Consider the following 24,263-nt stretch of genomic DNA (forward strand, 5'->3'; position numbering starts at 1 on the left):
CGCGCTTTGGCGGCGTCAGTGAAAATCCCGGTCGATTCCACCACGATGTCCACACCCAGATCGCCCCACGGCAACGCCGCCGGACCGTCCTTGACCGCAAGGGCGGTGATCTTGGCATCGCCGACGACGATGGTGTCGTCACCGTCGAGCCTGACGTCGTAGGGCAGCCGGCCCAGGATCGAATCGAACTTCAGCAGGTGTGCCAGCGACGCGTTGTCGGTGAGGTCGTTGACCGCCACGATTTCCAGATCGGTGTTGATGCCCGCTGCCTGCTGCGCGTCGAGGGCACGGAAGAAGTTACGCCCGATGCGGCCGAAACCGTTGACGCCGATCCGAATGGTCACTGCTGATCTCCTTAGATCTGGGTGGTCTGGTACCAGGTGAATCTGTTGTCGCGCAGCAACATTGGATGCGCAGCAGATGTGTCGCCGGCACTCGTGTGGCGGGCCCGGCGCCAATCGCGGTCCTCGGGGGAGCTTGATCGTTCAAGTAGGACCCTACACCAGTTATGATTTTGTGCAAGGCACTTGTGTACTTCAAATACCTAACTAGCCCGACCTTACGTTTGCCTCGCTCGGTCTGGCCTTGCTTGAATGGGAGCCATGGTGCAAAGCGGCACGTCGGTGACACCCACGGTGGGTGAGGTGTTCGCCGTGATCCGCGATCACCGGGCCATCACCCGCAGCGAGATCAGCCGGATCACCGGGCTGTCCCGGACCGCTGTGACGGCGCGGATTGCTGCGCTGCAAGCCCACGGCCTGGTGATCGAGCCTGAACTCGCGGCGTCGACAGGCGGCCGTCCGGCGAGCCAACTCATGTTCAACGTCGATGCGGGAATCGTTCTCGCGGTGGCGATCGGGCGCAGCCGCACCCAGCTGGCGCTGTGCAATCTCGTCGGCGACATCCTCGCCACCACCGACATCAACCAAGAGCCGGGCATGGGTCCGGACGATCTGATGCCTGACCTCGTCAAGCATCTCGACGCCTTGATCGACGACTCCGGGCGCCGTGGTGACCGCATTTTCGGTATCGGACTGAGCTTGCCGGGCACGGTCGACCAGCAGCGCGGAGCGAGTCTGGACTCTCCGAACATGAGCGGTTGGGACGGCGTGCCGTTGGCGCCGTACTTCCACGGGCTCACCGATGCCCCGGTGGTCATGGACAACGACGCCAACGTCATTGCGCTGGCGGAACGGCGCGCCGGTGTCGCCGACGCCGAGGACATGCTTGTGGTGAAAGCGTCCACCGGGTTGGGTGCCGGCATCATCATGGGCGGTCGACTCCAGCGGGGCGCCGTGCAGGCCGCCGGGGATTTCGGCCATAGCAAGATCGCAGCGGCACAAGGTATTCCGTGCCGTTGTGGTGACTCGGGCTGTGTCGAGGCCGTCGCCGGCGGCTGGGCCATCGTGCGGGCCTTGCAAGACGATGGCTATGCGGTCGGTCATCTGCGTGACGTGGTGGCGCTGGCTCTCGGTGGCGATGCGAAGGCGCGCAGCATGATTCGGGAAAGCGGGCGCCACGTCGGTGAGGTGCTCGCCGCGGCGGTGAACCTGATCAACCCCGCCGTGCTTGTGGTGGCCGGCGACATGGTCGGCGCCTACGACATGTTCGTCGCCGGCCTGCGAGAAACGTTGTACGGCAATGCCAGTACGTTGTCGACCAGGACTCTGCAGATCGTCCCGTCCGTGCATCGAGAGCGATCCGGCATTGTCGGCTGCGCCACGACGGTGCTCGATCACATCCTGAGCCCCAGCGTCATCGATGCGTCGTTGGAGTCCGGCGCTCGTGTGGGCTAACACCGCCCGCACGGCGACCGATAGTGGTGACATGACTTCATTGCGCGTGGCCGGATTGACCCTTGTCGCGCTGGCTGTGCCCTGGCTGTCGATGGCGACGGCCGGCGCCGACGCCGCGGCGCAACTCGGCGAAGTTCCCGTCGCGGCGTCGCCGACGTGCGGTGGCACCGTCAGCGCCGACGCTCAGGCGGCGCCTGTGCAGGCCGGGGATCAGCTGGGCCACGGTGTCCGCGTTGCCATCCACTATGACGCCGGCGTCTACGACGGCTCCTGCGCACTCACCGACGTCGTCACGTGGACGAATCTCGACACCGGCGCCACCGGGCACGGTGACATCACCGCGGTCTCCACGATCGACGGGCACTACGGATTCATCGGCTATGCCGGCGCGTCGTTCGCCACCGGAAGCGGCACTGTCGTCGTCACATTGAGTTCGCACCCCGGCGCCGAGATGCGGATCACGGCGTAGCAGGCGACGATGGCTCCGCCCTCGATACGCCGCTCACCGTGCTGACGAGGCGAAACCCACTCCGCGGGAAGCGGTTTCAGCGTTCGTGGTTGCGGCCGCCGCCGAAACAGAATGGCGCGTGGCAGCGGCTTCGCGTCGCAGACGGCGTTCATCGCGGGCCATGCGTCGGCCCAGAATCCGTCGGTCGCGATCGGTGACCGTGCTGTTCAGGCGGGCCAGCTGATCCAGCTGCACCCAGCTCAGCCCGTCCAGGTCACCGTCGGCGTCGTGGCTGGCCAGGACAATGGAGCCACGCAGCAGCGGCACGGTCCTGGCTGTGAAAGTCGTTGTCGCAAGCAGTAGTTCGGTGGCGGTTCGGTTGACCCGGCGCTGGCATCGGCGTGATGCGGGGGCGAACCAGAAGTCGAACTGGCGATCAGCGCTGGTCAGGCATTGCAGCCGCTGATTCTGAATCAGTTGAGTGATGTCCGCCGGCGTGTAGGCGCGGGTTTCATAAGCAGCGCCGCCGGCGCTGAAGTACAAGACAGTGTTCATAGCGATAACCCATTCGGCTCTTTCTTCGTATGGACTCTCTGTCGACAGTGGCACCCACATCGGGATGCTGTTATCAACGGTACCCATGTGACAATTGGGACAAACATTGATAACGCCGAGTGGGCGCAAGATATGCCCGATAGTTCTCTGGGACGACAGAACTCGGGGATTGCTTGTCGCGTCGATTCAGGCCGTGGCCTCGTGAGAAACCCGCGCAGTCGCCTCAGTGCGCAGAGGTGATGTCGGGACGAGTGTGCTGAGTGTTTCCACTTCGTGGAACACGTTGACGCGCAGCAGTGCGCCGCCGTCTTCCGCGAGGCGTGCGGTCAGCGTGGCGTCGGATTCTTGGAGCTGCAGCCAAGGTAGATCTCCGTGGCCGGAAGCGGCGAGCCAAGCGTCTTCGCAGGCCCACCGTGTCGCCGCAATCAGCAGGCAGGAATCGGCGCTGACCATCAGCGTGCACGTGAGGAAACCCAAACACCGGCTGAGGTTTTCGGCGATTGCGTCGCCGAGGGCGCCGGCAAGCGATGCGGCGTTCTCGGGTTGTTGCACCGAGAACTCCGCCACAACCGTCACCGGACCGTCTTCGGTGTGCCGGCGCCGGTGTTGGCGCACCATGGCGCTACCTCCCGCCGCCTTGGGGCGTCGGCGGAGTTTCCGTCGCGCCTCGACCCCGAGAGTCTTGGGTTGCCGGCGTGGTGGGCTCGGGCTGGATGCCCAGCGTGATCTGCACGATGTCGGTGATCGTGGGTATCGGGCCGGATGCATCGGTGTCGCCGAGCGCCTTTCGTGCCTCTGCGGCCAAGCGGACGGCTTCGGCTGTGCGGGCATTCTGTGCCGCGACGAGGTCAGTTGCGTCGGCGTCTTGCGGTGGGGCGCTTGGCTTCTCAACTGCAGTCATGATCGTGCCCTTGCTGCGGAGGAAGTGACTTGACGACGATCCGGTCCGACAGCTTCGACGGTGATGGTGGCGGGCCGACCGCCACGGGATGTGTTGCCTAGATTGGGCTTTGGCGCTTCCCGTCCCGCGTTGGGGTGGGTGTGGCGTCCATTGTGTGGCCCTGCTGGCGGGTCGGCCCAGCCGCTTGTGCGGTGATGCCATCACCTCGCTTCCGCTGGGTGGATCATCAACAGTGCTGTTGGGTCGCGGCGCTGCGGAGGACTGCGCTGCATCGGGTACACCCGCGTCGCGGGGGCATTCCGCGGTCGCGGTGTGTGCGAATGCCACGGCCGACCAGCGCACCGGGGCTCGTCGAGAGCGCACCCGATCGCTGGTGGTGCCGGTCGCCGACGCAGGGTGGCGGCAGCTTCGCAGAGTATGGCGTCGACTTCGGCGAACAGCGCGATGTCCGGCGATGGGTCGTTGGTGACCACGGGTGCGACCAACAGTTGGACGGATTCGCCGGCGCTCGGCGGTACCGGCGCCGCCATCATGGTGCTCTGTGTCATGGCTACCTCCTTTCCGGTGTCGGCATCGACCGGCCGATCTCGTCTGTATCCCTCTGTGCGCCAGTGGGTTGACCGCGCGGACACCCTGCGGTGGTGACGGGCCTGGCCAGGCACCACGTGGCGGGACAATGCGCCGGTGATGCCTGTGCCACGCGCGTCTTGATCACCAGTCACCACACCAGTGGGGCGCGGCAACGGCCAGCGCGTTGGGGGCTGTGGAGGTCGGCCGTCGCGAGGGGACGCGCCCCGGGCGCGTGGTGGCCAGGCCCGCCATCACCGCAGGGTGTCCGTCGCCGGGGTCTAGACCCCGGCGGGTTCTCTCGTCGATGTCGGTTTGGCCACCGGATCACCGTCCTCGGTGATCACCTTGTTGTCTTCGGTGATCGCCTTGGCGCCCTCGGAGCGGCCGACGGTGATCTTGCGCGGCTTGGCCTTCTCGGCAACCGGGATCACCAGGCGCAGCACCCCGTCGCTGTAGTCGGCGGTGATGCGGCCGGTATCGAGGTTGTTGCCCAGGACCAGCTGGCGGGAGAACACCCCACGGGGTCGCTCGGCGGCGAGCATCTCCCGGCCGGAATCGAGGGGTGCGCGCTCGGCGCGCACGGTGACCACATTGTTCTCGATGTCCAGGTCCAGCGAATCGGCGCTGATACCTGGTAGGTCGAACTCGACCTTGAACTCATCTCCGTCACGCCAGGCATCCATCGGCATCCCCGCCGGCCTCGCGGCAGTCCCCAGAATCTGCTGGGTGAACCGGTCGAGATCTCGGAACGGATCGGTACGCATCAGCATGGTTGCCACCTCCAGTGCTTCCTTTCTTCTCTCCACTCTGTGCGTCTACCGGTTGGTTATCTGTTCCAACTGGTATAGATTTTTATATAGCACCGTACGGATATTTGATGCAAGTACCAAGGGCAGGAAATTTGTGAGCACTGCGAACACAGGCCCCGACCCGCAGAACGTGGGGGCCACCAACCGGATCCCGGCATCCGGCCACGGGGTGTACGGGATCACGGTGGCCGCTGAATTGTCGGGCGCGCCAACGCAATCGCTGCGAACGTGGGAGCGCCGGGGCCTGCTGAGCCCAGCACGCACCGACGGCGGCACCCGCCGCTACAGCGCTGATGACCTCCACCGCATCGAACGCATCGTCACGTTGCTCGCCGCCGGGGTGAACATTGCCGGCATCGGCCGCATCCTCGATCTCGAAGACGCCAACGCGGCCCTCCGCGACGCCGTCGCCGACAACAAGTCGCCCGAGTAGACCGGCCGAGGCGCGGGCCCTTCTAGCCCGGACGCTCCACCCCGGCGAAACCCGAGAGCGCGAAAACAAGGATTACGCGCACTACCCGGATGAGGACTGCTACCACATCGCCGGGACCGACGGCTCGCTGTCCATACCGACCATGCGCCTGCGGGAGTATTCGTCCACCCGCTCCTGGTACACCGCCTACGACTCGTCGGTCCTCGATGTCGACCACAGCGATCCGCTGGCACACCAGATCACCCACTTTGCCCAAGTCATCCGGGGTGAGGCGGAGCCTGTCTGCAGTGCGCGCGACGGCCTGAAGACGCTGATGGTCGTCGACGCGGTGGCCCTTCGAGGACCGCTGATGAACCGCAGCACAGGAGTGGGCGTTTCGCTTGCCACCAAGCTCGGCGAAGCATGGGCCTGGCAACTGTCGGCACGCTGCCGCAGCGAGGATCCGTCGACCTTCTTCCATCCGGACGGGGAACGCGGGCTCGCGCGTCAGCAGCGCCAACAACGAGCGAAGGCCATTTGTGCCCAGTGTCCCGTCGCCGCCGAATGCCGTGAGCACTCACTGATCGCGCGTGAAGGCTTCGGCGTGTGGGGCGGCATCTCCGAGGAAGACCGCGGACGCATCATCGGTACGCGGCCGCGTCACGACTCCGGCCGCTGACACCTAGCCGATGTGGGACCTGGTTCGGGCGGCTTGTGCGTAGAGCTTTCCGGCTCGGTAGGACGAGCGGACCAGTGGTCCGGCCAGGACTCCGGCGAAGCCGAGGTTTTCGGCGTACTGCTGGTGTTCGACGAATTCCTCCGGGTGTACCCAGCGTTCGACGGGGTGGTGCCGCGGTGAGGGGCGCAGGTACTGGGTGATGGTGACGACGTCGCAGCCGGCGTCGTGCAGATCCTGCAGCGCGGTCCGGACTTCCTCGGGGGTCTCGCCCATACCGAGGATCAGGTTGCTCTTGGTGACCAGCCCGTAGTCGCGGGCGGCGGTGATGACGCCCAGGCTGCGGTCGTAGCGGAACGCGGGGCGGATGCGTTTGAAGATGCGGGGCACGGTTTCGACGTTGTGCGCGAACACTTCCGGGCGGGAGTCGAAGACCTCCTCGAGCAGTTCGGGGATGCCGTTGAAGTCGGGGGCGAGCAGTTCGACGCCGGTGTCCGGGTTCAGGGCGTGGATCTGGCGGACGGTTTCGGCGTAGAGCCAGGCGCCGCCGTCGGGTAGGTCGTCGCGGGCGACGCCGGTGATGGTGGAGTAGCGCAGGCCCATGGTCTTGACGCTCTCGGCGACGCGGCGGGGTTCGTCGCGGTCGAGGTCGGCGGGCTTGCCGGTGTCGATCTGGCAGAAGTCGCAGCGGCGGGTGCACTGTTCGCCGCCGATCAGGAAGGTGGCCTCGCGGTCTTCCCAGCATTCGTAGATGTTGGGGCAGCCGGCTTCTTCGCAGACGGTGTGCAGGCCTTCACGTTTGACCAGGTGTTTGAGGTCCTTGTACTCGGGGCCCATCCGCAGGGTGGTCTTGATCCACGGCGGCTTGCGCTCGATCGGGGTCTGCGCGTTGCGGACCTCCAGCCGGAGCAGCTTGCGGTCACCGGGATCGACACTCATCGGAAAAATGCTAGGCGAGTTCTCAGTGGACCGGGTATGTGTGGCGCGCAGGTTCCGCTGGGTGGCAGCGTCGCGTATCCAACGTCATCAGATGGAATCAGGACGTCGCCGCCTCAGAGACCGCTGCCGCCGCGGGTGTGCCGGCTTGCCGGAACGAAGCGGATCGCTCGTGCTCCCGGCGGCGGACCGCGCTCTGAATCTGCTCGAGATTGTTGCGGAGCAGGTCGGAGACGAACTCGTCCATCCGGGGATCGGCGAGCATCGCGATCAGAACGTGCATGACGGATTCGCTCGCCTGACCGACGACCTTGTCGTAACCGGGGATTCGGCTGATGACGGGTATGCCCGAGTCTGTGCGGATCTTGTCGGCCGCAAGAGCTTTCAGCTCGTCGTGGTTCTCTTGGATGGCATCAGAGATGTTGCGGGTGTAGTGCCCCGTCTGGATGACGTCGATGACCTCATCGAGCACCATGATGGTGATCGGCCGCTTTACCGCGTTCACCACCGCTTTGGTGGCGCGATTGATCAACCGAAGCCCGGCCGGTGTCTTGAGTCCGCGTCGCACCAACAGGGGCGTGATCAACAGCGAGCCGATCATGATCGCCAACGTGAGGCCGACGATCAAGCCGAGGTCGCGCCAGCCATGGATCACGGATGCAGGTTCCACTGCCCGACGTCGGAAGCCAGGGCGTCGCTGACGTCGACCTCGAGCCCGCCGACCACGGGACCCGGATTCGACGCGGTGCTCACGATGCGTTGGTACATCACGGCTGCCGGATAGACCTTGCCGCCGGACCAGGACCGGGTCTGCCAGGCCCACACCTTGCCGGGTGTGGTGGAGCGCCCGATGACACCGTCGGCCGTGGCCCACTGGCAGGTGTTGATGCCGCCGTAGACGCCGGTGCGCTGTGCGCCCAGCACCGAGTTGATACCCCGAAACCACGGCAGCGCAACGTTGTTCCATGTTTCGCGGTCGATGTCGTCGTCGACGGAGAAGAAGATCGGCGCGCTCTGGCCGCCCCCTGCCGCACTGTGCAGTTGCCAGGCGGTGCGGGCATCGGCGACGCCGCCGGCGTATCCGCGCGTGAAATCCGACGGCGCCGTCCCACCGGGCTTGCCGTACTGGTAGTTGCTGACGATCGCCAGTCCTGCCGCCGCGAGTGACCGGGCGTAGGGGAGGGTGATGGGCTTGGCACCCATGGTCGAGCCGGGTCGTGACGTCGAGACGTAGTTGACGACGCCGGCGTGGCCGGCGGCCCGAATATCCTGCGCCGGAATCTGTTTCATGGCGAAGTCGATCAATGTGGGAGCGGCGGCCGACGCCATGGGGATGCCGGCACGTGCGGCTGCCGCACCGAGCCCGGCCAGCGCCGACGCGGCGCCGACGTAGCGCAGCGCATCACGCCGCGACAACGGGCGCCGAAGGCCGGTGGTCTCCGGGAAGTACTGCATCCGGCGATGTTAACAATGCGACAGATGTGAAAGTTGTTATGAATCTGAGTCGATTTCAGATCGTGACCTGCGATGTGCGGCTGGCTACGCAGCTGCCGCTGACAACTCGGGCGCCGCCTTCGGTGCCCGTCCCCGCCGGAGGCGCGGCAGGCGCTTCGTCGCGAAACGGTTGGGCAGGGAGAGCCGGAAGACCTTCATCCAAGCGGACGCCACCTGCTTCGGCAGCGGGCCACTGACATAGGTCAGCCCGTAGCGTTCGAAGAGTGCGGCGACCTGCGGCGCGATCTCCTGGTAGCGATTGCTGGGCAGATCGGGGAACAGGTGGTGCTCGATCTGGAAGGACAGGTTGCCGGTCATGAAATGCATCCAGCGCCCGCCGGAGATGTTGGCCGAGCCGAGCATCTGCCGCAGGTACCACTGGCCGCGGGTCTCGCCCTCGATCGACGTCTTCTCGTAGGTTTCCACACCTTCGGGGAAGTGCCCGCACATGATGACCGAGTGGGTCCACAGATTGCGGATCAGGTTGGCGGTCAGGTTCGCCGTGAGCGTGGTCAGCGCCGAGGGACCGGACAGAAGTGGGTGCAGGACATAGTCTTTCAGCGCCTGCCGGCCGGTCTTGGCGAGGACCTTTTTACCCTGGCGCCGGAACTCTTCCTTGTCGGTCTTGCCCTTGAGATAGCGGCCGATCTGCAAATCGTATGCGGCGATGCCGTATTGGAAGAAGCAGGCGTTGATGAAGTTGGTCAGCGGCTGCATCAGGTAGAACGGCGTCCAGCGCTGGTCCTCGTCGACGCGCATGATGCCGTAGCCGAGGTCCTGGTCCTTGCCGAGCACGTTGGTGTAGGTGTGGTGCAGCTCGTTGTGGGAGTGCTTCCACATATCGGCCGGCGAAGCGCTGTCCCACTCCCACGTCGTGGAGTGGATTTTCGGGTCGCGCATCCAGTCCCACTGGCCGTGCATCACGTTATGGCCGATTTCCATGTTGTCGATGATCTTCGACACGGCCAGCCCTGCGGTGCCGACGAGCCATGCCGGCGGGAAGAGCGAGAACAGCAGCACGGCGCGGCTGGCCAGCTCGAGTTTGCGTTGGCCGGCAATGACTTTGCGGATGTACGCCGCGTCGCGTTCACCACGGCTGGCGATCACCTCGGCGCGGATCGCGTCGAGTTCGATGCCGATGTTCTCGATGTCGGCCTCAGAGAGGTGCGCGACGGGGTTCTTGAGTTTGCGTTGCATGGCGGTCATGTCGTAACTCCTTGGCTGTAAGCAGTTTTCGATCAGATATCGATATCGCAGGCGCCGGCGGCTGCGCTGATGCACGTTTGGATGGCGACCCCGTCGCCTTCGGTGGCGGTGGTGACGTCGCCGGTGCGGACGTCGCGCACGGTTCCACGGCGCAGGGGGACGACGCAGCCGAAGCACACGCCCATGCGGCAGCCCGATGGCATCAGGACGCCGGCGGCCTCGCCGGTGTCGAGCAGCGTCTGGTCGCCGGCGGCTTCGGTGGTCGTGCCGCTCTTGGTGAACGTCACGGTGCCGCCGTCGCCGGTGGTGAGGATTTCGGCGCGGAATCGCTCGGTGTGCAACTGGTCGGCGACACCGTGCTCGGTCCAGTGCTCCTGCAGCGCGTCGAGTAGTCCGGCAGGTCCGCATGCCCAGGTGTGCCGCGCGGTGAGATCACCGACCAGTTCGCGCAGGCGCGTCATGTCGAGCCGGCCCTCGGTGGCGGTGTGGACCTCGATCAGTCGGATCCGGCCCTGTGCCGCGAGTTGGCGCAGTTCGTCGGCGAAGATCATGTCGTCCGGTGTCGGCGCGCAGTGGACGACGACGGTGTCGGTGCCCGTTCCGTCGGCGAGGTTGCGCAGGATGCCCATGATCGGCGTGATGCCGCTGCCGGCGGCGACGAACAGCAGCTTGTCCGGTGCCGGGGTGGGAAGGACGAAGTCGCCGGCAGCCTGATCGAGCTGAACCAGCGTGCCGACCGTGTCCCGGTGCACCAGATGATTGCTGACCGTGCCGCCCGTGATGGCTTTGACGGTGATCGCGATGTGCCCGTCGGGGCGCTCGGTGTGCGAGGTCAGCGAGTAGGTGCGCCACTGGCGGACGCCGTTGACGTCGATGCCGACGCGGACGTACTGGCCGGGGATGTGCGACTGCCAGCCGCTGCCCGGCTTGATCATCACGGTGGCGCAATCGGGCGTTTCGGGATGTACGGCGGTGATCCGTCCCCGCAGCGGGGCACCGGACCGCAGTGGCGCGACGAGGTCGAGGTAGTCGCCGGGCAGCAGCGGAGTGGTGATCCGCTCGGCCAGCTCCAGCACGCGACGGCGCAATCCCGCGACCTTGGGGCGAACTGGTGTCGTCGTCATGCTTCTAGCGTCCATGAGTCAGCGGTACAAAGTCCTATGCTGAGAAGGTGAGAAACTCACATGATTTTGTTCGGAAAGAACAGTTATGAGCGATTCTGCTGCCCAATTCAGCGGTCTGGACCTCGACGAGCAGATGGTCCAGGCCCTGGAAGGGGTGTTGCCGCAGATGGCCGAGCGGACCGTCGCGGCGGTCACCGCGGAAGTTCCGAGCTACACCGATGCGTTCAGCGGCCCCATGGGGCAGACCATCGAGAGCGCGGTGCAGTTGGCGCTCGGAGTGTTCCTGCGCCTGACCACCCGCTCCCAGGGCGCCGATCCGGGGCCGCGGCTGTCCCCGGCGCTTGACGGGGCCTACGACCTGGGCCGGGGCGAGGCCCGCACCGGCCGTTCCATCGATGCGTTGCTCTCGGCGTATCGGGTCGGTGCTCGAGTGGCGTGGCGAGAGCTTTCCGAAACCGCGGTCGCGGCAGGACTCTCTGCGGCCACGACGGCGAGGTTCGCCGAAATGGTGTTCGCGTTCATCGATGAGCTGTCGGCGGCCAGCGTCGCGGGTCACTCCGACGAACTCGCCGCCGCCGGCCGGGTCCGGCAACGCCACCTGGACCGGCTCGCCGCGGAATTGTTGGCGGGCGCACCGTTGAATCAATTGCTCGCCAGCGCCGAGCAGGCCAACTGGAAGCCGCCGAAGACGCTGAGCGCCGTGCTGCTGCCCGAGTCCGAGACGCGCAAGCTGACTGCTCTTTTCACTCAGGAGATGTTGCAGGCCCGTCTTGACGTGTCGGAGATGGACGCCGGTGAACCGCTGGCCGTCGTGCTGGCCCCCGATGCCGAGGGCCACCAGCGACGGCGGATCCTCGACGCGTTGGCAGGTCGGCGGGCGATCGTCGGGCCCGTACGTGAATGGTCATCGGTGCGCGCGTCGTACCTGCGCGCCGTCCGGATGCGTGCCTTGGTGCCCGACGAATCCACGGTGGTCGATACCGAAGACCATCTGGTCGATCTCGTGCTCAGCGCCGATCAAGACGCCACCGACGACCTGCGCCGGCGGGTCCTGGCGCCCCTTGCAGAGTTACGACCAAGTGCCGCAGAACGACTCGCGGAAACGCTGCGTGCGTGGGTGTTGCACCTCGGCCGCCGTGACGCCGTGGCCGAATCGTTGTTCGTACACCCGCAGACGGTGCGTTACCGGATGACTCAGCTCCGTGAACTCTATGGCGATCGGCTCGATGATCCCGCGTTGGTACTGGAAATTACTGTGGCACTGGGGCAGAGCGGCTAGCCCGCAGTGAGATCGGCGGTGTGAGCGCAGCCGCGAGCGATTCGGCGTCAATCGTCTGACATCGGTACGGGAGGGTTTCCAGCCGCGCCTGCATCGTGGTGAGTGGGTCCTCGAGCACCTCGGCGGTGCCCGACAGGAAGGCCCATTCGTGTTCGTCGCTGCCGAAATAGACCACGGTGCTGAAGGTTTCGCCGAATCGCTCCCATGACCGGATCAGCGTCTCGTTGCGCCACAGGGTGGGGCAGCCGGCCTGGCCGACAACGACGGCCCCGATGTCGCCGCACAACTTCATGAAGTCCGCGCCGTACAAGCGGTTGTGCTGCGCGGGTTCAGATCGTTCGTCGGGCAGATCGATGACGACGATGTCGTATCGGGGGCCGCTGTGGGTGGCGACGAACTCGTAGCCGTCGGCGTAGTGCACGGTGACGGGCCCGAGTCCGCTTTCGGCCCTTGCCAATTCGTCGGGTGTGTAGCCGTAGGGCAGGTGCTCGGCACACAGCCGGACGGCCTCGCGGTCGATGTCGACATGGTCGACATGGGTGGCACCGGCGGCGACGGCCATCTGACTGGCGACGCCCTCGCCGGAGCCGATGATCAGCACCCGGTCGATAGTCCCGGCCAGCAGCATCGCCGGCACCATCAGGGCCTCGTGATAGACGAGCTGGCTGAATTCGGTGCTCTGCCGGTCGGAGTCGCTGAACAATGAAATGCCCTGTGCGGTACGGCCGATCACCAGATGCTGGAACTCGGTGTGGGTATCGCACAGCACCTCGGTCAGCTCCCAGTTGCGGGTGATGCCGGGTGCCATCGGTTCGACGATCTGCTTGCCCGCGCCACGAAACACGGTGTGGACGTGAGCATCCGCGGCGCCGACAGCCTCGCGCAGCAACCGGACGGCCTTCTCCGCGTCGGCGGTCTCACCGCAGGTGAAGACATCGACGAACATCGCGCCGCGCTCGGGGTAACTGTGGATCGACGCGTGCGACTCGGCGAGCAACGCCAGCACTGTCACGCCGTGCGGCTCGAAGCGCTTGTCCACCATGTCGCACACGGTGGCGCCGGCGCGCTCGACCGAGCTGCGCAGCAGGTGGCGCAGGCGCACCCGGTCGTTGGCCAGCTCGGGATCGACACCGGTGAACTCGGCCAGCACATGACAACCCGCGAAGCTGCTACCCGGTTGTGACTGCATCATCGACCTCCACGAACTGCGTTGCCAGCGGCTCAAATCCATTGAACGACGACGAGTAGCTCGTCGTATAGGCACCGGCCGCATCGATCTCGACCAGATCGCCCGGGCGCAGCGTCACGGGCAGCGGATACCGCTGATACAGCACGTCGTCACCATCGCACGTCGGGCCCGCGACGACGGCGTCGGCCACCGGGTCACTGTCGCGGCTGGTGCGCAGCCGGTACCGGATGTACTCGTTCTCGGTTTCGGCCAGCCCGCCGTAGCGCCCGATGTCGAGGTACACCCAGCGGCGCCCGTCGGTGCCGGTCCGCACCGAGACCACTTCGCAGAACAATGTGCCCGCCGAGCCGACGACCGCGCGGCCGGGCTCGATTACCACGCGGGGGAGCGCCGGGAAATGGCGCCCGAGCGCACCGGCGATGGCATCACCGACAACCCTCACGTCGGGCACCGGCGAGTCGTAGAAGAGCGGGATGCCGCCGCCCAGATTCAGCGTCGCCAGGCCCGGCGTCGCATCGAAAATGTCACGTGCGCAACGGATTCCGATCTCCCACGCCTGCGGGTCCAGCTGCTGCGAGCCGACGTGGAAAGCCACCCCATCCGCGCGCAGCCCCAACTGGCCGGCCTCCGTCAACAAGCCGACCGCGTCGTCCGGCGCGCATCCGAACTTGTGCCCGAACGGCGTCACCGACGACGGGAACGCCGGCGCGATGCGGCATTCGACGCCCGACCCCGGCGCGTTCTCGGCGATGGCCTCCAGCCCGGCTGCGGTGTCGAAGGTGAACCGCCGCACGCCCCGCGCAAACGCGTACGCCACCTCCGCAGGCTTCTTGAGAGGGTTGCCGAACGTCATCAGCGTGCCGCCGATGCCGGCCGAGGCGCACAGGTCGATCTCGCCGACGGATGCGACGTCGAACGTGCAATCAAGGGCCGCCAACAGCCGCAGGATGGGTTCGGCCGGGTTGGCTTTGACGGCGTACCGAATCGCGGCGGAGGGCAGCGCGCTGCGCAATGCGGCAACGTTCCTGCGCACCGTCGCGAGGTCGATCGTCAGGTATGGCCTACCAGGCACAGGCGGCAGCGTACTGAACGAATGCGCTTGGCGCGCGAGACCGCCGCGGTTCTGTCGGTGCCAGGTGCTGATCGGTGGGCAACAACCGACAAGGAGGTGCACCATGGGAGCTGTGACTGCCACGACCGGAGGATTCCCCGTATCCGGATCAGGCCCGCTGACGGTGCGTGATCTGGAAGGGATGCCCGATGACGGCCGTCTCGCGGTAGAGGTCCTGTCACCCAGTACCGCGCTCAACGACCTCAACACCAAAAAAGCCGCCTACGCACGGACCAGGTCCAGCTGACGGTGTTCGAGTTGCGCGACGGCGTTTACGCCGAAGTCGCGCAGGTGACGGACAGCGAAGCGTATGACGCGACGCGCCCGTTCCCGGTGCGCATCGTGCCCACCGATCTTCTGGGCCGCTTCGCCTGACGGCCGTCAAGGACTCGCCACGGCGGTGGGCTTCCACTCAGTGGCGCGGACCGTTCTCCTGCCGCGTTGCCGATTACGATGGGCACAGTTTCGTCGTCGATATCAGGTGTACTGGCGAGACGCTGGGGGCACGCTGCGGAGGTATGCGCGGCGTGAATCATCAATCCCGCGAGTCGAATATTGGCGCTCTACATGAACGAATCGAACCTCCCTGCAACGCAATTCAATGTCGGCGACATCGTTCACAACGGGCCACACGTCGCCACCGTGACGGATGTCGGCTCTGTCCTCGTCGCCATCACGACCGCGATGGGTACTCCGCGCATGGTTTGTCCATGGGAACTCGTGAAGCCCCGGTTGGCTGCGCAGTGGTGAGACGACCATGCAACACGTACAAGAAACCAATCTCGCCTGGTCGCTCATCGACATCGCCAAGCCCGAGCTGGACGCGCGCGAGCGCAACCATGTTTTCATCTGCATCGGCGCCGGCGACTCCTTCACCGCGATTCGCATTCTTCTGAAGCTGATTGCCGTCAAACGGATTCCAGTTGCGCCGGCCGTGGTGCAACTGTGCGATGACTGGCTCGAGGCGTATGTCCTTCATGAGGATCACGGGCACCTCAAGCAGGTTATCGACGGCATCGTGGTGTCCGTCGCCAACCGGCGTCCGCCGATGATCAGTCGCGCATTGGTCTGCGTGAAATCGCCAGTGGTCTACGACCTTCAGTTCCCATACAGCTGTAGAGCCCGCGCGGCTTCAGTGGCGATGTCGCCGCTGAGCCGTGCAATCGGCGGCCCGCCGCGCTGATGGATGACGTTCGCCAGCACCACCACGTAGGTGTCCGATCCGGGATCGATCCAGAGGGTGACCCCGGTGAAGCCGGTATGGCCGAAGCTGCCGACGGGGAAGACCATGCCGCGCGGTCGCGAGTGCTCGGTGTCGATATCCCAGCCGAAGCTGCGCAGTTCCTGCCCTGCGATGGCCGGATAGTTCGGCGCCAGGAGCGGATCCGTTGTGTTGGGGTGGTTTTCGACGGCGTAGCGAGAGGCCCTGTCTGCCGCGGGGACCTGGCCGGCGTTGTGTCCCGGCTGCTGCGGCGTCGCCAGCAGCTCGGCAGTCGACTGCTTCAACGGGAACAGACTCGGACGGCCCGCGAGTAGGTCGAGCAGCGCCTGCGCGTAGCGGCCCATGTCGTCGACTGTCGAGAACACCCCAGCGCTCCCTCCGGTGCCGCCCATGCGTCGGGCCGTCGGGTCATGCACGGTGCCGCGGATCAGGTGGTCGAAGTCGGGGTTGATGCCGGGGGTGTCGTCGTCGTGCGCGGTTGGTGCGACGCGTGCCAGCAGGGCCGTGCTCCAGGTGCCCGGCGGGCAGGGGTCTGACGGTATGCCTTCGAAAACGATTGCCGTACCCCGAACTTGGTGCGGGCCACAGGCCTTGGTCGCCGGGAGGTACCGGGTATCGGCAAGCCCCAACGGTGCGAAGACGTTGTCCTGCACGTAGTTGTCCAAGGACTCTCCGGTGATTTTCTCGATCAGCGCGCCGAGAATGATGAAGTTGAGATCGGAGTAGTGGAACCCCTCGCCGGGGCCGAACTCCAACGGCGCCGTGAGCGCGCGCCGAATGCCCTCTGCTTTGTCGGCGCTCGTCAGCCCCCACGGACCTTGGTGGCTGAGGTCGCCGCCGGTGCCGGACGTGTGCGTCAACATCATGCGCACCGTCACCTGGGCGCGCCGCGGATCGTTGGTGGCGTTGAATTCGGGGAAGTACGTCTGGATGGGCTCGTCGACCTTTACCAGGCCTGTTTCGTACAGCTGTAGGAAAGCCACCGTTGTCGCGACGCTCTTCGACAACGACGCGAGGTCGAAGATGGTGTCGTCGGTCATCGGCTCTGCCGGCGCCGACGATCCGTCCAGCGCGGGTTCGTCACCGAGTCGGCGCGCACCGTAGGCCTGCCGGAAGACGACCTTCCCGGCATGGCCGACCTGAATCACCGCGCCGGGCAACCGATGTGCCGCAATGGCGTCATTCACCAAGCGGGAGACCGCGGCGAACGGACCGGCCGGGACGACGGTGGGGATCGGGACGGCACTGGGCACCGGGGTGGCCGCCGGCGGAGCGGCCGGCGGGGCAATGGAAGGCGTGACAGCCGGCGGCGCCGGATGCCCGCACGCCGCAACGGCAAGCACGACGGCCGAAACCCGTGCAACGCGAGACGCCTTCACCGGTTCGACGTTAGCGCCTGACTCTGGCCAGAACGAACCCGACGATGAGCAGACCACAGAACCACAGCGGCAGCGCGATCGCACCGGCGTGGGATGCCGGGTCCTGGGTCATCAGGATGTAGATCAGCGCGAAGTACCCGAGGCACAGGTAGTTCGTGATCGGCGACCACGGCGTCTTGAAGACGCCCGCACCCTCGCGGGCACGGAATCGTAGGTGGCTCAGCACGATGATGCTCCAGGTGATCAGCTCGCTGCCGACCACGACGGGAATGAGGACCGCGAGGGCCTTGCCGGGCAGTACCACGTTCAGAAGTACTGCCACGGCGACGAATCCGGAGTTGAGCAGGAGCGCGCGAACGGGCACGCCCTGCTTGTTGGTGTGCGCGAGGAATCGGGGGGCTTGGCCGCTGGCTGCGAGGTCGTACAGCACCCGGGCGTTGCTGTAGGTCATGACGTTGGCGACCGACAGTGCGGCCGTCAGCACGACGACATTGAGCAGCGTTGCGGCGCCGCCGATTCCGAGGCCGACGAGCATCAGCACGAACGGGCTGCCCTCGGTGCCCACCTGATCCCACGGCCAGATGATCAGCATGACGCCGATGGCGCCGACGTAGAAGACCAGGATCCGCAGGAGCACCTGGTTGATGGCGCGCGGGATGTTGCGGGCGGGTTCCTCGACCTCGCCGGCAGCGGTGCCCAACGACTCGATACCGCCGAACGAGAAGGTGATCGCGACCAGCGAGATCATGAAGGCGCCGAGCCCCTTAGGGGCGAAACCACCGTGCGCCCAGAGGTTTTGCAGCCCGTGCACGTTGTAGTCACCCGCGCCGAAGACGATGGCGATACCGAGCACGATCATGGCGATGACGGCCGTCACCTTGATCAGGGTGAAGTAGAACTCGAACTCACCGAAGGCCTTGACGTTGATCATGTTCGCACCGGTGATCAGCACGAGACAGACGGCGGTGGTGATCCAGCGCGGCATGTCGGGGAACCAGAAGGCCATGAATTCCGAGGCTGCCGTCAACTCCACCATGCAGACGACGACGCAGACGTACCACCAGTTCCAGCCGGCGATGAATCCCGCTGGCTTGCCGAGATATTCACGTGCGTACGCCGACCACGACCCGGCGACCGGATGGGCCACGGCCATCTCGCCGAGCATTCGCATGACCCCGTAGAGGACGACGCCGGCGATCGCATAGCCGACGAGGACGATGGGTCCCGCGGCCTGCACCGACGTACCGGAGATCAGGAACAGCCCGGTCCCGATCGCCGAGCCCAGCGAGATCATCTGCAGATGCCGGTTCTTCAGCTCACGGTGCATCGGGGCGTCGGTCGTGGAGGCGGCGCCCTGCGTTCCTTCAGCGGGGCGGGTGCTCGGAGCCATCGGGGTGCCTTCCGTTCAGGGTGATCGCGGCGGGGACGTCGACGCGGGTCTGCAGAATCCGGCCCGCCGATTCGCCGCGCAGCAGTCCTTCGTGCGTGGTGTCGTCGACCACGAGGTACAGCGTGCGGCCGTCGGCTCCGCCCAGGGCGGGTGCGACGGCCCACCCACTGTCGATGGCGATGCGATCCGTCACAGTGCCGCCGGCGACGACGCGGAGGAACTCGCCGGAGTCATAGCAGCCGACCCACACTCCACCCTCGGCATCGATGCAGAGGCCGTCGGGGTGACGATGCGGGCCGAGATCGGCGAATACAGTGGGTGCGCCGAGGCTGCCGTCGGGTTCGGTCGAAAAGGCAAGCAGGCGTGAGCCGTTCGTCTCGCTGACGACGAGGTTCGAGCCGTCGGGCAGGAAGCCGAGGCCGTTGGGGACGGCAAGGCCGGTCGCGACGCTACGGACCGTTCCTGCCGGATCGACGAGGCCGATCTCGCCGACCAGCGCATTGCCGGTCTGTTTGTAGAGGTCGACGTACCCGCGGCCGTCCGGAGCGACGACGAGGTCATTGGTGGACCAGGCCAGATCGCTGAGGTCGAATGTCGCGGTGGTGTTGCCCTGCTCGTCGACATGGTGAATGGTGGCGTCGAACAGCGTCGACACGACGAGGGTGCCGTCGGGAAGCCAGCCGAGGCCGGAAGCGCGGGGGACTTCGGCGGCCACGGTGAGGTCGCCGGTCTCGCCGACCGAGTACACGCGCCCGGCCGGCCCGTCGCTGAACCAGAGGCGGCCGTCGTGCCACCGCGGGCCCTCGCCGTACACGAACCCGTCGATGAACGGTTCAACTGCTGTGGACGTCGTCGTCGTCGGACCATTCCCTTCGCTCGCTGAGTGCGTAGAGGCTATCCCGAGCCGGCCAGGCCAAGTGCCACACTTGAGCCGTGACGACTCCAGACCCGATCGAACCCGACACCAAGGACTGGACGTGGGTGCTGTCCCGCCCCTGCCCCGAGTGCGGGTTCGATGCGTCGGCTATTCAGCCCACCGACGTCGCCGACCGGATTCGCGACGATGCCGCCGACTGGGTGCACCGACTGGCGGGAGCCGGCGTCCGGGAGCGGCAACAGCCTGGGGTGTGGTCGCTGCTGGAGTATGGCTGCCACGTCCGCGATGTCCACCGCATCTTCGATCACCGTGTGCAGCTGATGCTGACAGAGGACGATCCGCGGTTCCCGAACTGGGATCAGGACGAAACCGCGATCGCCGACGACTACCCGTCGCAGGACCCGGCCGTGGTCGCGACCCAACTATTCGACGCCGCGAACATCGTCGCCGCCACGTATGCCAACGTGCCGGCCGACGCGTGGAACCGACGTGGATTACGCAGTAACGGAAGCGAATTCACCATCGCCACCATCGCGCTCTACCACCTGCACGACATCGTCCACCACGCCTACGACGTCAGCCCACGAGGTTGATGACCAGGTTGATGGTGCACGCGATGATCACCGTGCCGTAGATGTAGCTGAAGAGGCAGTGCTCGAGCACCTCTGCCCGGATGTCGGACTCGGTGACGGCGGTATCGGAGACTTGATAGGTCATCCCGAGGTTGAACGAGAAGTAGTAGAAGTCGACGTACCGCGGCGGCACCGCGGAATTGAAGTCGATACCGCCCGGTTCGCCGCTGTAGTAGAAGCGCGCGTATCGGGCGGTGTGCATGGTGTGCAGCAGCGCCCACGTCGCCAGAATCGCGGCGAGGGACAGCCCCGCGTAGGACGCCTTGTCGGCGTCGTCGGCGGATTTGAGCAGGATGCCGATGGCCGACAGGCTCGCCGCGAGGATGAGCAGGCGCACGAGGTTCCCGACGTCGTTGTTGACGTCTTCGTTGCTGGCGTGTTCGCGGGTCTGTTCGGGATCCATCGGCCACTGCACCGCGAAAGTCCACGAGACGTGTGTGGCCGCGGTCGCGATGACCACGACCAGCAGACCGACCGGCCAGCGTTCGAGGAGCAGCCACGCTGCGCCGCCCGAGACCACTCCGATCGCCGAACTGATCCAGAATCTGTCGGCGCCGGATATCCGTGTCTGCCCCTTCACGTGACTCATGTTCCCCGTGTTGTGCGTCTCTCGCCGTGAACTCCGACATTCGCGATGTCGGATCCCGCTAGGGAACTGCTGATCTCTTGGGCGGACGTACTTCTCGAGGTCACTCCGGCCGACTTTCTCGACTAGCCTTTCGCGGCCGCCTTGATCGCCTGCAACGTTTGGCGCATTCCGTCGCGCATGGATTCGGTGAAGGCGTCCTGCCCGCCCAGGTAGGCGTCGATCACCTGGGCAGTGGCGGCCGGGCTGCCGTCGGGGTTCTCGCGCCGCTGCGTGAGCCTGGTCCCGCCCGGGGTGGGCTCCAGACACAGGGACCAGATGGCCCAGTTCTCCTTGATCCGGAACGCGATCTCGCGGCCGTGGTCCAGTCGGACAATGGTGCCGTGTGTCTTCCATTGGAAGGTGCCGTTGCTGTTGAGGTTGGTGAACTCGACTCCGTCGGCGACCTGCTCGGCGCCGCCGCGCAGCCGGGTTGATTCGACCTGCGGGCTCCACTCCGCCATCCGGCGGACGTCACTCACCAACGTCCATACCGCGTCGGGCGGGGCGGCGATGTCGATGCTCTCCTCGAGCACGGGTTGCGGATTCGAAGTCATGCGGGCACTCCAATCGCGAAGTTAAGCGTCCGATCGGACGTGTTTCGGAGCCTAGCGATCGCAGATATATACGTCCAGTCGCACGTATAAAATGCGGAGGTGGCAAGCGACGATCAGCCGGATGGGCGACGCGTCCGCGGTGACGTGACGCGGCAGAAGGTCGCCTACGAGGCGGCGATGATCGCGACGACGCATGGGCTCGACTCGATCACGGTCGGCGCACTGGCCACGGCCACCGGGGTCAGCAAGAGCGGCATCCTCACGGTGTTCGGAAACCGTGAGGCGATCCAGGTCGCGGCCGTCGCCGCGGCGCGAACGATCTACCGCGAAACGATCATCGCGCGGGCATATGAGGCCGCCCCCGGCGCGCCGCGATTGCGCGCGTTGATCGATGCGTGGGTCGACTACCTGAGCGCCGGTGTGTTCCGCGGCGGCTGCTTCATGGCGGCCACCACCGCCGAGTACGGCCGCCGCGACGGTCCGGTCGCGGACGAGGTCAGGAAACTCAAGCGCGGCTGGCTAACACTGCTGGAAACCGAGCTTGCTGTCGCGGGCTCGCCGGCCCCGGCCGACGACGCGTTCAAGATCGACGCGTTTCTCGCCGCCGGCAACGGCCGAAGGGAATTGTTCGCCGACGATGGCGAGTTGCTGCGCGCCAGAGACCTCGCGATGGGCGTCGTCGGCCAACTCGCGGGCACCTAGTCGGCGATTGGCTGATTCCTGGTCCCGGTGCGCTTTGCCGGCGTAGCTTCAGATGCATCTGACGATGCGAAGTGGGGGTTGCTAAGGCATCGAGAACACTTGGCCTGCTGGCGGCGGGAGCGGGTGCGGTGGCCGTCGCCCTACTGGGCGCGAACCCGCCGGCCGACACCTCACGGGCGATCCCGCCGTTTCCCGCTCCCGCGGTCGTGCCGAACGTCGACGGTTCACTCAGCCCACCGGGCATGCCGGGCGACGTGTAGCTCGCCGCAATACCCCTGAAAGTCATGCCTTTTCAGGGGTAGTGCGGCGCACTCAGAGTGGCGGAGGGATGTCTTGTTGCTCTGCGGATTCGGCGGCTACCGCGGTTTCTGCAGCTTCTGCGGCTTCGCGTTCTTTGCGTTGGCGGGCGAAGGCTTCTTGCGCGGCTTCGCGTTCGTCGATGTCGGCTTGGTTGAGGGCGCGTTCGTAGGCGATCTGCTGGGCCTGGTTTTGGGCGCGGGTGCGGCGGCGGATGGGCATCATCACACCCCGGCCGGGAGCCGGTGGGGTGTCCAGATCGGTGGGAGGGTTCGGCAGCGGGGTGTCGGTGACGGTGCGGGGGAACAGGATTCGGCTTTCGGGCACGGTGGTGTAGGTGTGGCCGGTGGGTGCGGTCCACACGATGGTGCCGTCGGGTTGTTGACGGTCCTGCCATCCGTCGGGGCCGCCGTAGAAGGTTTTGAGTAGGTGGTGTTTGCGGCATTTCGGGTTGAGGTTGCCCGGATGCGTGGGCCCGGCCGGCCACGGAATCGTGTGGTCGAGGTCGCAGTTGGTGGCGGGCTGATCGCAACCGGGGAACATGCATGTCATGGCCCGCATGCGGACGAATTCATCCATCGCGACCGAAGGCCGGTACCGCGACACCCCAGCCACATCGGCGGACGAGGCCACGGTGCGGACTTTCGCGCCGCGGGCCACCAAGTCCGCGAGCACCGCCGGGGGCACTACGCCGCCGCCGAGGACATAGCCGACCGGGGTGCGTACAGGGGCAGGGGGTTTAGCGGAAGTCGGGGCGGGAGCGGGACTGGGCGCTGCATGAGCTGCAGGGGTGGGCGTCGCGTCGCTGTCCGATTCGGCCACAGCAGGGGTCGGGGTTTCGGCAGACCGCGAGTCGGCCGCCGATGCCGGCTCGGGCATGGGCATGGGCGCCATGGCATCCGCCGGCGCGGGCTCAGGTTCGGCTGTGAAGAAATGCTCGGGCGCAGTCTCGGGTGTGAACACCGGCTGAGGCGGGGCAGGTGCAGGCGGTACGAGCGGCGCCGCCGGGTCCCCACTGAGTAGCGGATCAGCCACCGGCACCGGCAGGGAATCGGTGAGCACATGAATCATCACCGCGGTGGCTCGGGCATCCGGCCCGGCGGCCGGGCAGTCGGGATTGCCGCACTGGCAGGCCAGCCGTTCTCCGCGGGCGGCCAGGACACCGAGCGCATCGGCGCGGCGCTGCCCGAACGTCCGCGGATCGTTCTCGCACACCTGCCGGGCCATCTCGGTCAGCACCCGATCGAGCAGTTCGGCGTCGGTGGCCAGGAGTGCACCCCAGATCGACGCCACTCCGGTCTCGTCGTCCGGCTTGCCGATCCCGACCCCGCGGCGGCGAGCCGCCGACCGCACCTTGATCACCGCAGCCGGATCGAACTTCTGCACCCAGCCATCGATCTTGCGTTCAATCTTCTTGCGCGACAACCCCGCCCACTCACACAACGCCCCCGCCAACGCGGCATCAATGACAGCGAGAGTGTTGGGGTCCTCCACCAGGCGGGTGCGCCAGCAGATCGTGCCGACCGTTCTTGCCGACACGCCGCCGTTGGCGAACACCGCCGCCACCTTCGGTAGCCGGAAGCGCAACGCGACCGCGATCGACAACTGTCCCGACGCTTCGCGCTTCCCGAGGCCCAGCGCGGCTCCGACTTCGGCGACGGCGGCATCCCAGCCATCGCACGCCCACCACTGCCGGCCATCTTGATCGTCAATACGCAACATCGCCAGGTCTGCAATGGCTGTGAACTTCCCGGACTCGGCGATATTCGACACCCGGGCGAAATGGATCATCGCGTCGACCACGGAGACATCGTGAACCAGCACGCCGCCGGCTCCGATCCCTATGTGTTCGAACATGCATTCGATTATGCCAGGCAGGTCTGACACGTGCCAGTGATGCATCAGGACATCGGTGACACTTGGACCCGCAGGCTCGGGTCGCAGCCGCGACTGCGTGAAAGCGCATTTACGCGCGCGCATATTTTGTGCAAATCCGGATTCGGCACCGGCCAGGCCGGCGTACCTTGAGCTCAGCCCACCCTCGCCGTCGATGAGTTGGCCCCGCCATCGCACCTG

At 66.2% G+C, this 24,263-nt stretch carries 31 protein-coding genes; 12 read left to right on the plus strand and 19 right to left on the minus strand.

The window, feature by feature from the left end:
* Window positions 1-344, minus strand: a 344-nt coding sequence (locus EB75_RS01630; RefSeq protein ID WP_286150044.1) for a glyceraldehyde 3-phosphate dehydrogenase NAD-binding domain-containing protein, incomplete at its 3' end; no start/stop codon positions are given.
* A gap of 249 nt (window positions 345-593) precedes the next feature.
* Here EB75_RS01630 and EB75_RS01635 point away from each other — a divergent pair.
* Both EB75_RS01635 and EB75_RS01640 read left to right on the plus strand, forming a co-directional pair.
* Window positions 594-1,796, plus strand: coding sequence for an ROK family transcriptional regulator (locus EB75_RS01635; protein ID WP_142239366.1), 1,203 nt, complete (start codon window positions 594-596; stop codon window positions 1,794-1,796).
* 31 nt (window positions 1,797-1,827) lie between these two features.
* The gene (locus tag EB75_RS01640) at window positions 1,828-2,265 is read left to right on the plus strand and encodes a hypothetical protein (RefSeq protein ID WP_073693754.1); all 438 of its coding nucleotides are present in this window, start codon (window positions 1,828-1,830) and stop codon (window positions 2,263-2,265) included.
* Window positions 2,266-2,298: 33 nt separating this feature from the next.
* Here the strand turns inward: EB75_RS01640 and EB75_RS01645 are convergent, their stop codons facing one another.
* The 5 genes from EB75_RS01645 to EB75_RS01660 form a co-directional block, all read right to left on the minus strand.
* Window positions 2,299-2,799: a hypothetical protein gene (locus tag EB75_RS01645; RefSeq protein ID WP_073693755.1), complete on the minus strand. Its 501-nt coding sequence runs from the start codon at window positions 2,797-2,799 to the stop codon at window positions 2,299-2,301.
* A gap of 186 nt (window positions 2,800-2,985) precedes the next feature.
* Window positions 2,986-3,417 (minus strand): hypothetical protein, encoded by a 432-nt coding sequence (locus EB75_RS01650; protein WP_073693756.1) that lies wholly within the window; start codon window positions 3,415-3,417, stop codon window positions 2,986-2,988.
* A gap of 4 nt (window positions 3,418-3,421) precedes the next feature.
* Window positions 3,422-3,700, minus strand: coding sequence for a hypothetical protein (locus tag EB75_RS28605; RefSeq protein WP_142239367.1), 279 nt, complete (start codon window positions 3,698-3,700; stop codon window positions 3,422-3,424).
* A gap of 200 nt (window positions 3,701-3,900) precedes the next feature.
* Window positions 3,901-4,248 carry a hypothetical protein gene (locus EB75_RS28610; protein ID WP_142239368.1) on the minus strand — a complete coding sequence of 116 codons (348 nt, stop codon included), beginning with the start codon at window positions 4,246-4,248 and terminating at the stop codon, window positions 3,901-3,903.
* Window positions 4,249-4,548: 300 nt separating this feature from the next.
* A complete protein-coding gene (locus EB75_RS01660; RefSeq protein ID WP_083611874.1) occupies window positions 4,549-5,040 on the minus strand; it encodes an Hsp20/alpha crystallin family protein in 492 nt (163 codons plus the stop codon).
* A 187-nt stretch (window positions 5,041-5,227) separates the two neighbouring features.
* Here EB75_RS01660 and EB75_RS01665 point away from each other — a divergent pair, with 187 nt between their 5' ends.
* Window positions 5,228-5,512, plus strand: coding sequence for a MerR family transcriptional regulator (locus EB75_RS01665; RefSeq protein ID WP_502689327.1), 285 nt, complete (start codon window positions 5,228-5,230; stop codon window positions 5,510-5,512).
* Between the two features lie 349 nt (window positions 5,513-5,861).
* The gene (locus EB75_RS01670) at window positions 5,862-6,170 is read left to right on the plus strand and encodes a WhiB family transcriptional regulator (protein WP_073693954.1); all 309 of its coding nucleotides are present in this window, start codon (window positions 5,862-5,864) and stop codon (window positions 6,168-6,170) included.
* 3 nt (window positions 6,171-6,173) lie between these two features.
* Here EB75_RS01670 and lipA read toward each other — a convergent pair whose 3' ends face one another.
* From lipA to EB75_RS01695, 5 genes are all read right to left on the minus strand, one after another.
* The gene (gene lipA, locus EB75_RS01675; RefSeq protein ID WP_073693758.1) at window positions 6,174-7,106 is read right to left on the minus strand and encodes a lipoyl synthase; all 933 of its coding nucleotides are present in this window, start codon (window positions 7,104-7,106) and stop codon (window positions 6,174-6,176) included.
* 97 nt (window positions 7,107-7,203) lie between these two features.
* The gene (locus EB75_RS01680) at window positions 7,204-7,758 is read right to left on the minus strand and encodes a hypothetical protein (RefSeq protein WP_073693759.1); all 555 of its coding nucleotides are present in this window, start codon (window positions 7,756-7,758) and stop codon (window positions 7,204-7,206) included.
* The gene (locus tag EB75_RS01685; protein ID WP_073693760.1) at window positions 7,755-8,558 is read right to left on the minus strand and encodes a DUF1906 domain-containing protein; all 804 of its coding nucleotides are present in this window, start codon (window positions 8,556-8,558) and stop codon (window positions 7,755-7,757) included. Before EB75_RS01685 ends, EB75_RS01680 begins: the two co-directional genes overlap by 4 nt.
* An 84-nt stretch (window positions 8,559-8,642) precedes the next feature.
* On the minus strand, window positions 8,643-9,803 hold the full coding sequence (locus tag EB75_RS01690; RefSeq protein ID WP_073693761.1) for a fatty acid desaturase family protein: 1,161 nt from the start codon (window positions 9,801-9,803) through the stop codon (window positions 8,643-8,645).
* 32 nt (window positions 9,804-9,835) lie between these two features.
* Window positions 9,836-10,927, minus strand: coding sequence for a ferredoxin reductase (locus tag EB75_RS01695; RefSeq protein ID WP_073693762.1), 1,092 nt, complete (start codon window positions 10,925-10,927; stop codon window positions 9,836-9,838).
* A gap of 85 nt (window positions 10,928-11,012) precedes the next feature.
* Here EB75_RS01695 and EB75_RS01700 point away from each other — a divergent pair, with 85 nt between their 5' ends.
* Window positions 11,013-12,206, plus strand: coding sequence for a PucR family transcriptional regulator (locus EB75_RS01700; protein ID WP_073693763.1), 1,194 nt, complete (start codon window positions 11,013-11,015; stop codon window positions 12,204-12,206).
* Here the strand turns inward: EB75_RS01700 and speD are convergent.
* Together speD and EB75_RS01710 are read right to left on the minus strand one after the other, a co-directional pair.
* Window positions 12,178-13,395 carry an adenosylmethionine decarboxylase gene (speD, locus tag EB75_RS01705; protein WP_073693764.1) on the minus strand — a complete coding sequence of 406 codons (1,218 nt, stop codon included), beginning with the start codon at window positions 13,393-13,395 and terminating at the stop codon, window positions 12,178-12,180. The two genes, EB75_RS01700 and speD, sit on opposite strands and share 29 nt — an antisense overlap.
* Window positions 13,376-14,467, minus strand: a complete 1,092-nt coding sequence (locus EB75_RS01710; RefSeq protein ID WP_073693765.1) for a type III PLP-dependent enzyme — start codon at window positions 14,465-14,467, stop codon at window positions 13,376-13,378. Before EB75_RS01710 ends, speD begins: the two co-directional genes overlap by 20 nt.
* Before the next feature lie 103 nt (window positions 14,468-14,570).
* On the opposite strand from EB75_RS01710, the gene EB75_RS29670 reads away from it, so the two are divergent.
* From EB75_RS29670 to EB75_RS01720, 4 genes are all read left to right on the plus strand, one after another.
* The gene (locus EB75_RS29670; protein WP_217267674.1) at window positions 14,571-14,753 is read left to right on the plus strand and encodes a Uma2 family endonuclease; all 183 of its coding nucleotides are present in this window, start codon (window positions 14,571-14,573) and stop codon (window positions 14,751-14,753) included.
* Between the two features lie 2 nt (window positions 14,754-14,755).
* Window positions 14,756-14,881 (plus strand): hypothetical protein, encoded by a 126-nt coding sequence (locus EB75_RS29805; protein ID WP_286150045.1) that lies wholly within the window; start codon window positions 14,756-14,758, stop codon window positions 14,879-14,881.
* Between the two features lie 192 nt (window positions 14,882-15,073).
* A complete protein-coding gene (locus EB75_RS01715; RefSeq protein WP_073693766.1) occupies window positions 15,074-15,256 on the plus strand; it encodes a hypothetical protein in 183 nt (60 codons plus the stop codon).
* A gap of 7 nt (window positions 15,257-15,263) precedes the next feature.
* Window positions 15,264-15,689, plus strand: coding sequence for a hypothetical protein (locus EB75_RS01720; protein ID WP_073693767.1), 426 nt, complete (start codon window positions 15,264-15,266; stop codon window positions 15,687-15,689).
* Here the strand turns inward: EB75_RS01720 and EB75_RS01725 are convergent.
* From EB75_RS01725 to EB75_RS01735, 3 genes are read right to left on the minus strand one after another with little or no spacing between them, the layout of a single operon-like run.
* Complete coding sequence (locus tag EB75_RS01725) at window positions 15,605-17,107, minus strand: serine hydrolase domain-containing protein (RefSeq protein ID WP_142239369.1); 1,503 nt, start codon at window positions 17,105-17,107, stop codon at window positions 15,605-15,607. The genes EB75_RS01720 and EB75_RS01725 overlap by 85 nt on opposite strands.
* A gap of 10 nt (window positions 17,108-17,117) precedes the next feature.
* The gene (locus EB75_RS01730; protein WP_286150046.1) at window positions 17,118-18,497 is read right to left on the minus strand and encodes an amino acid permease; all 1,380 of its coding nucleotides are present in this window, start codon (window positions 18,495-18,497) and stop codon (window positions 17,118-17,120) included.
* The gene (locus EB75_RS01735) at window positions 18,472-19,311 is read right to left on the minus strand and encodes an SMP-30/gluconolactonase/LRE family protein (protein ID WP_083611876.1); all 840 of its coding nucleotides are present in this window, start codon (window positions 19,309-19,311) and stop codon (window positions 18,472-18,474) included. Before EB75_RS01735 ends, EB75_RS01730 begins: the two co-directional genes overlap by 26 nt.
* A 119-nt stretch (window positions 19,312-19,430) precedes the next feature.
* Here EB75_RS01735 and EB75_RS01740 point away from each other — a divergent pair, with 119 nt between their 5' ends.
* Window positions 19,431-19,967 carry a DinB family protein gene (locus EB75_RS01740; RefSeq protein ID WP_073693769.1) on the plus strand — a complete coding sequence of 179 codons (537 nt, stop codon included), beginning with the start codon at window positions 19,431-19,433 and terminating at the stop codon, window positions 19,965-19,967.
* Here the strand turns inward: EB75_RS01740 and EB75_RS01745 are convergent.
* Window positions 19,951-20,568 carry a DUF1345 domain-containing protein gene (locus tag EB75_RS01745; protein WP_073693957.1) on the minus strand — a complete coding sequence of 206 codons (618 nt, stop codon included), beginning with the start codon at window positions 20,566-20,568 and terminating at the stop codon, window positions 19,951-19,953. The two genes, EB75_RS01740 and EB75_RS01745, sit on opposite strands and share 17 nt — an antisense overlap.
* A gap of 149 nt (window positions 20,569-20,717) precedes the next feature.
* Window positions 20,718-21,188 (minus strand): SRPBCC family protein, encoded by a 471-nt coding sequence (locus tag EB75_RS01750; RefSeq protein WP_073693770.1) that lies wholly within the window; start codon window positions 21,186-21,188, stop codon window positions 20,718-20,720.
* 99 nt (window positions 21,189-21,287) lie between these two features.
* Between EB75_RS01750 and EB75_RS01755 the strand changes: the two genes are divergently transcribed.
* A complete protein-coding gene (locus EB75_RS01755) occupies window positions 21,288-21,890 on the plus strand; it encodes a TetR/AcrR family transcriptional regulator (protein ID WP_073693771.1) in 603 nt (200 codons plus the stop codon).
* Between the two features lie 71 nt (window positions 21,891-21,961).
* Window positions 21,962-22,150, plus strand: coding sequence for a hypothetical protein (locus EB75_RS28615; protein WP_142239371.1), 189 nt, complete (start codon window positions 21,962-21,964; stop codon window positions 22,148-22,150).
* Window positions 22,151-22,202: 52 nt separating this feature from the next.
* On the opposite strand, the gene EB75_RS01760 is transcribed toward EB75_RS28615, so the two are convergent.
* A complete protein-coding gene (locus EB75_RS01760; protein ID WP_073693772.1) occupies window positions 22,203-24,044 on the minus strand; it encodes an HNH endonuclease signature motif containing protein in 1,842 nt (613 codons plus the stop codon).
* Between the last annotated feature and the right edge of the window lie 219 nt (window positions 24,045-24,263).

It is taken from the genome of Mycobacterium sp. ST-F2 (assembly GCF_001905655.1).
Lineage (GTDB): Bacteria > Actinomycetota > Actinomycetes > Mycobacteriales > Mycobacteriaceae > Mycobacterium.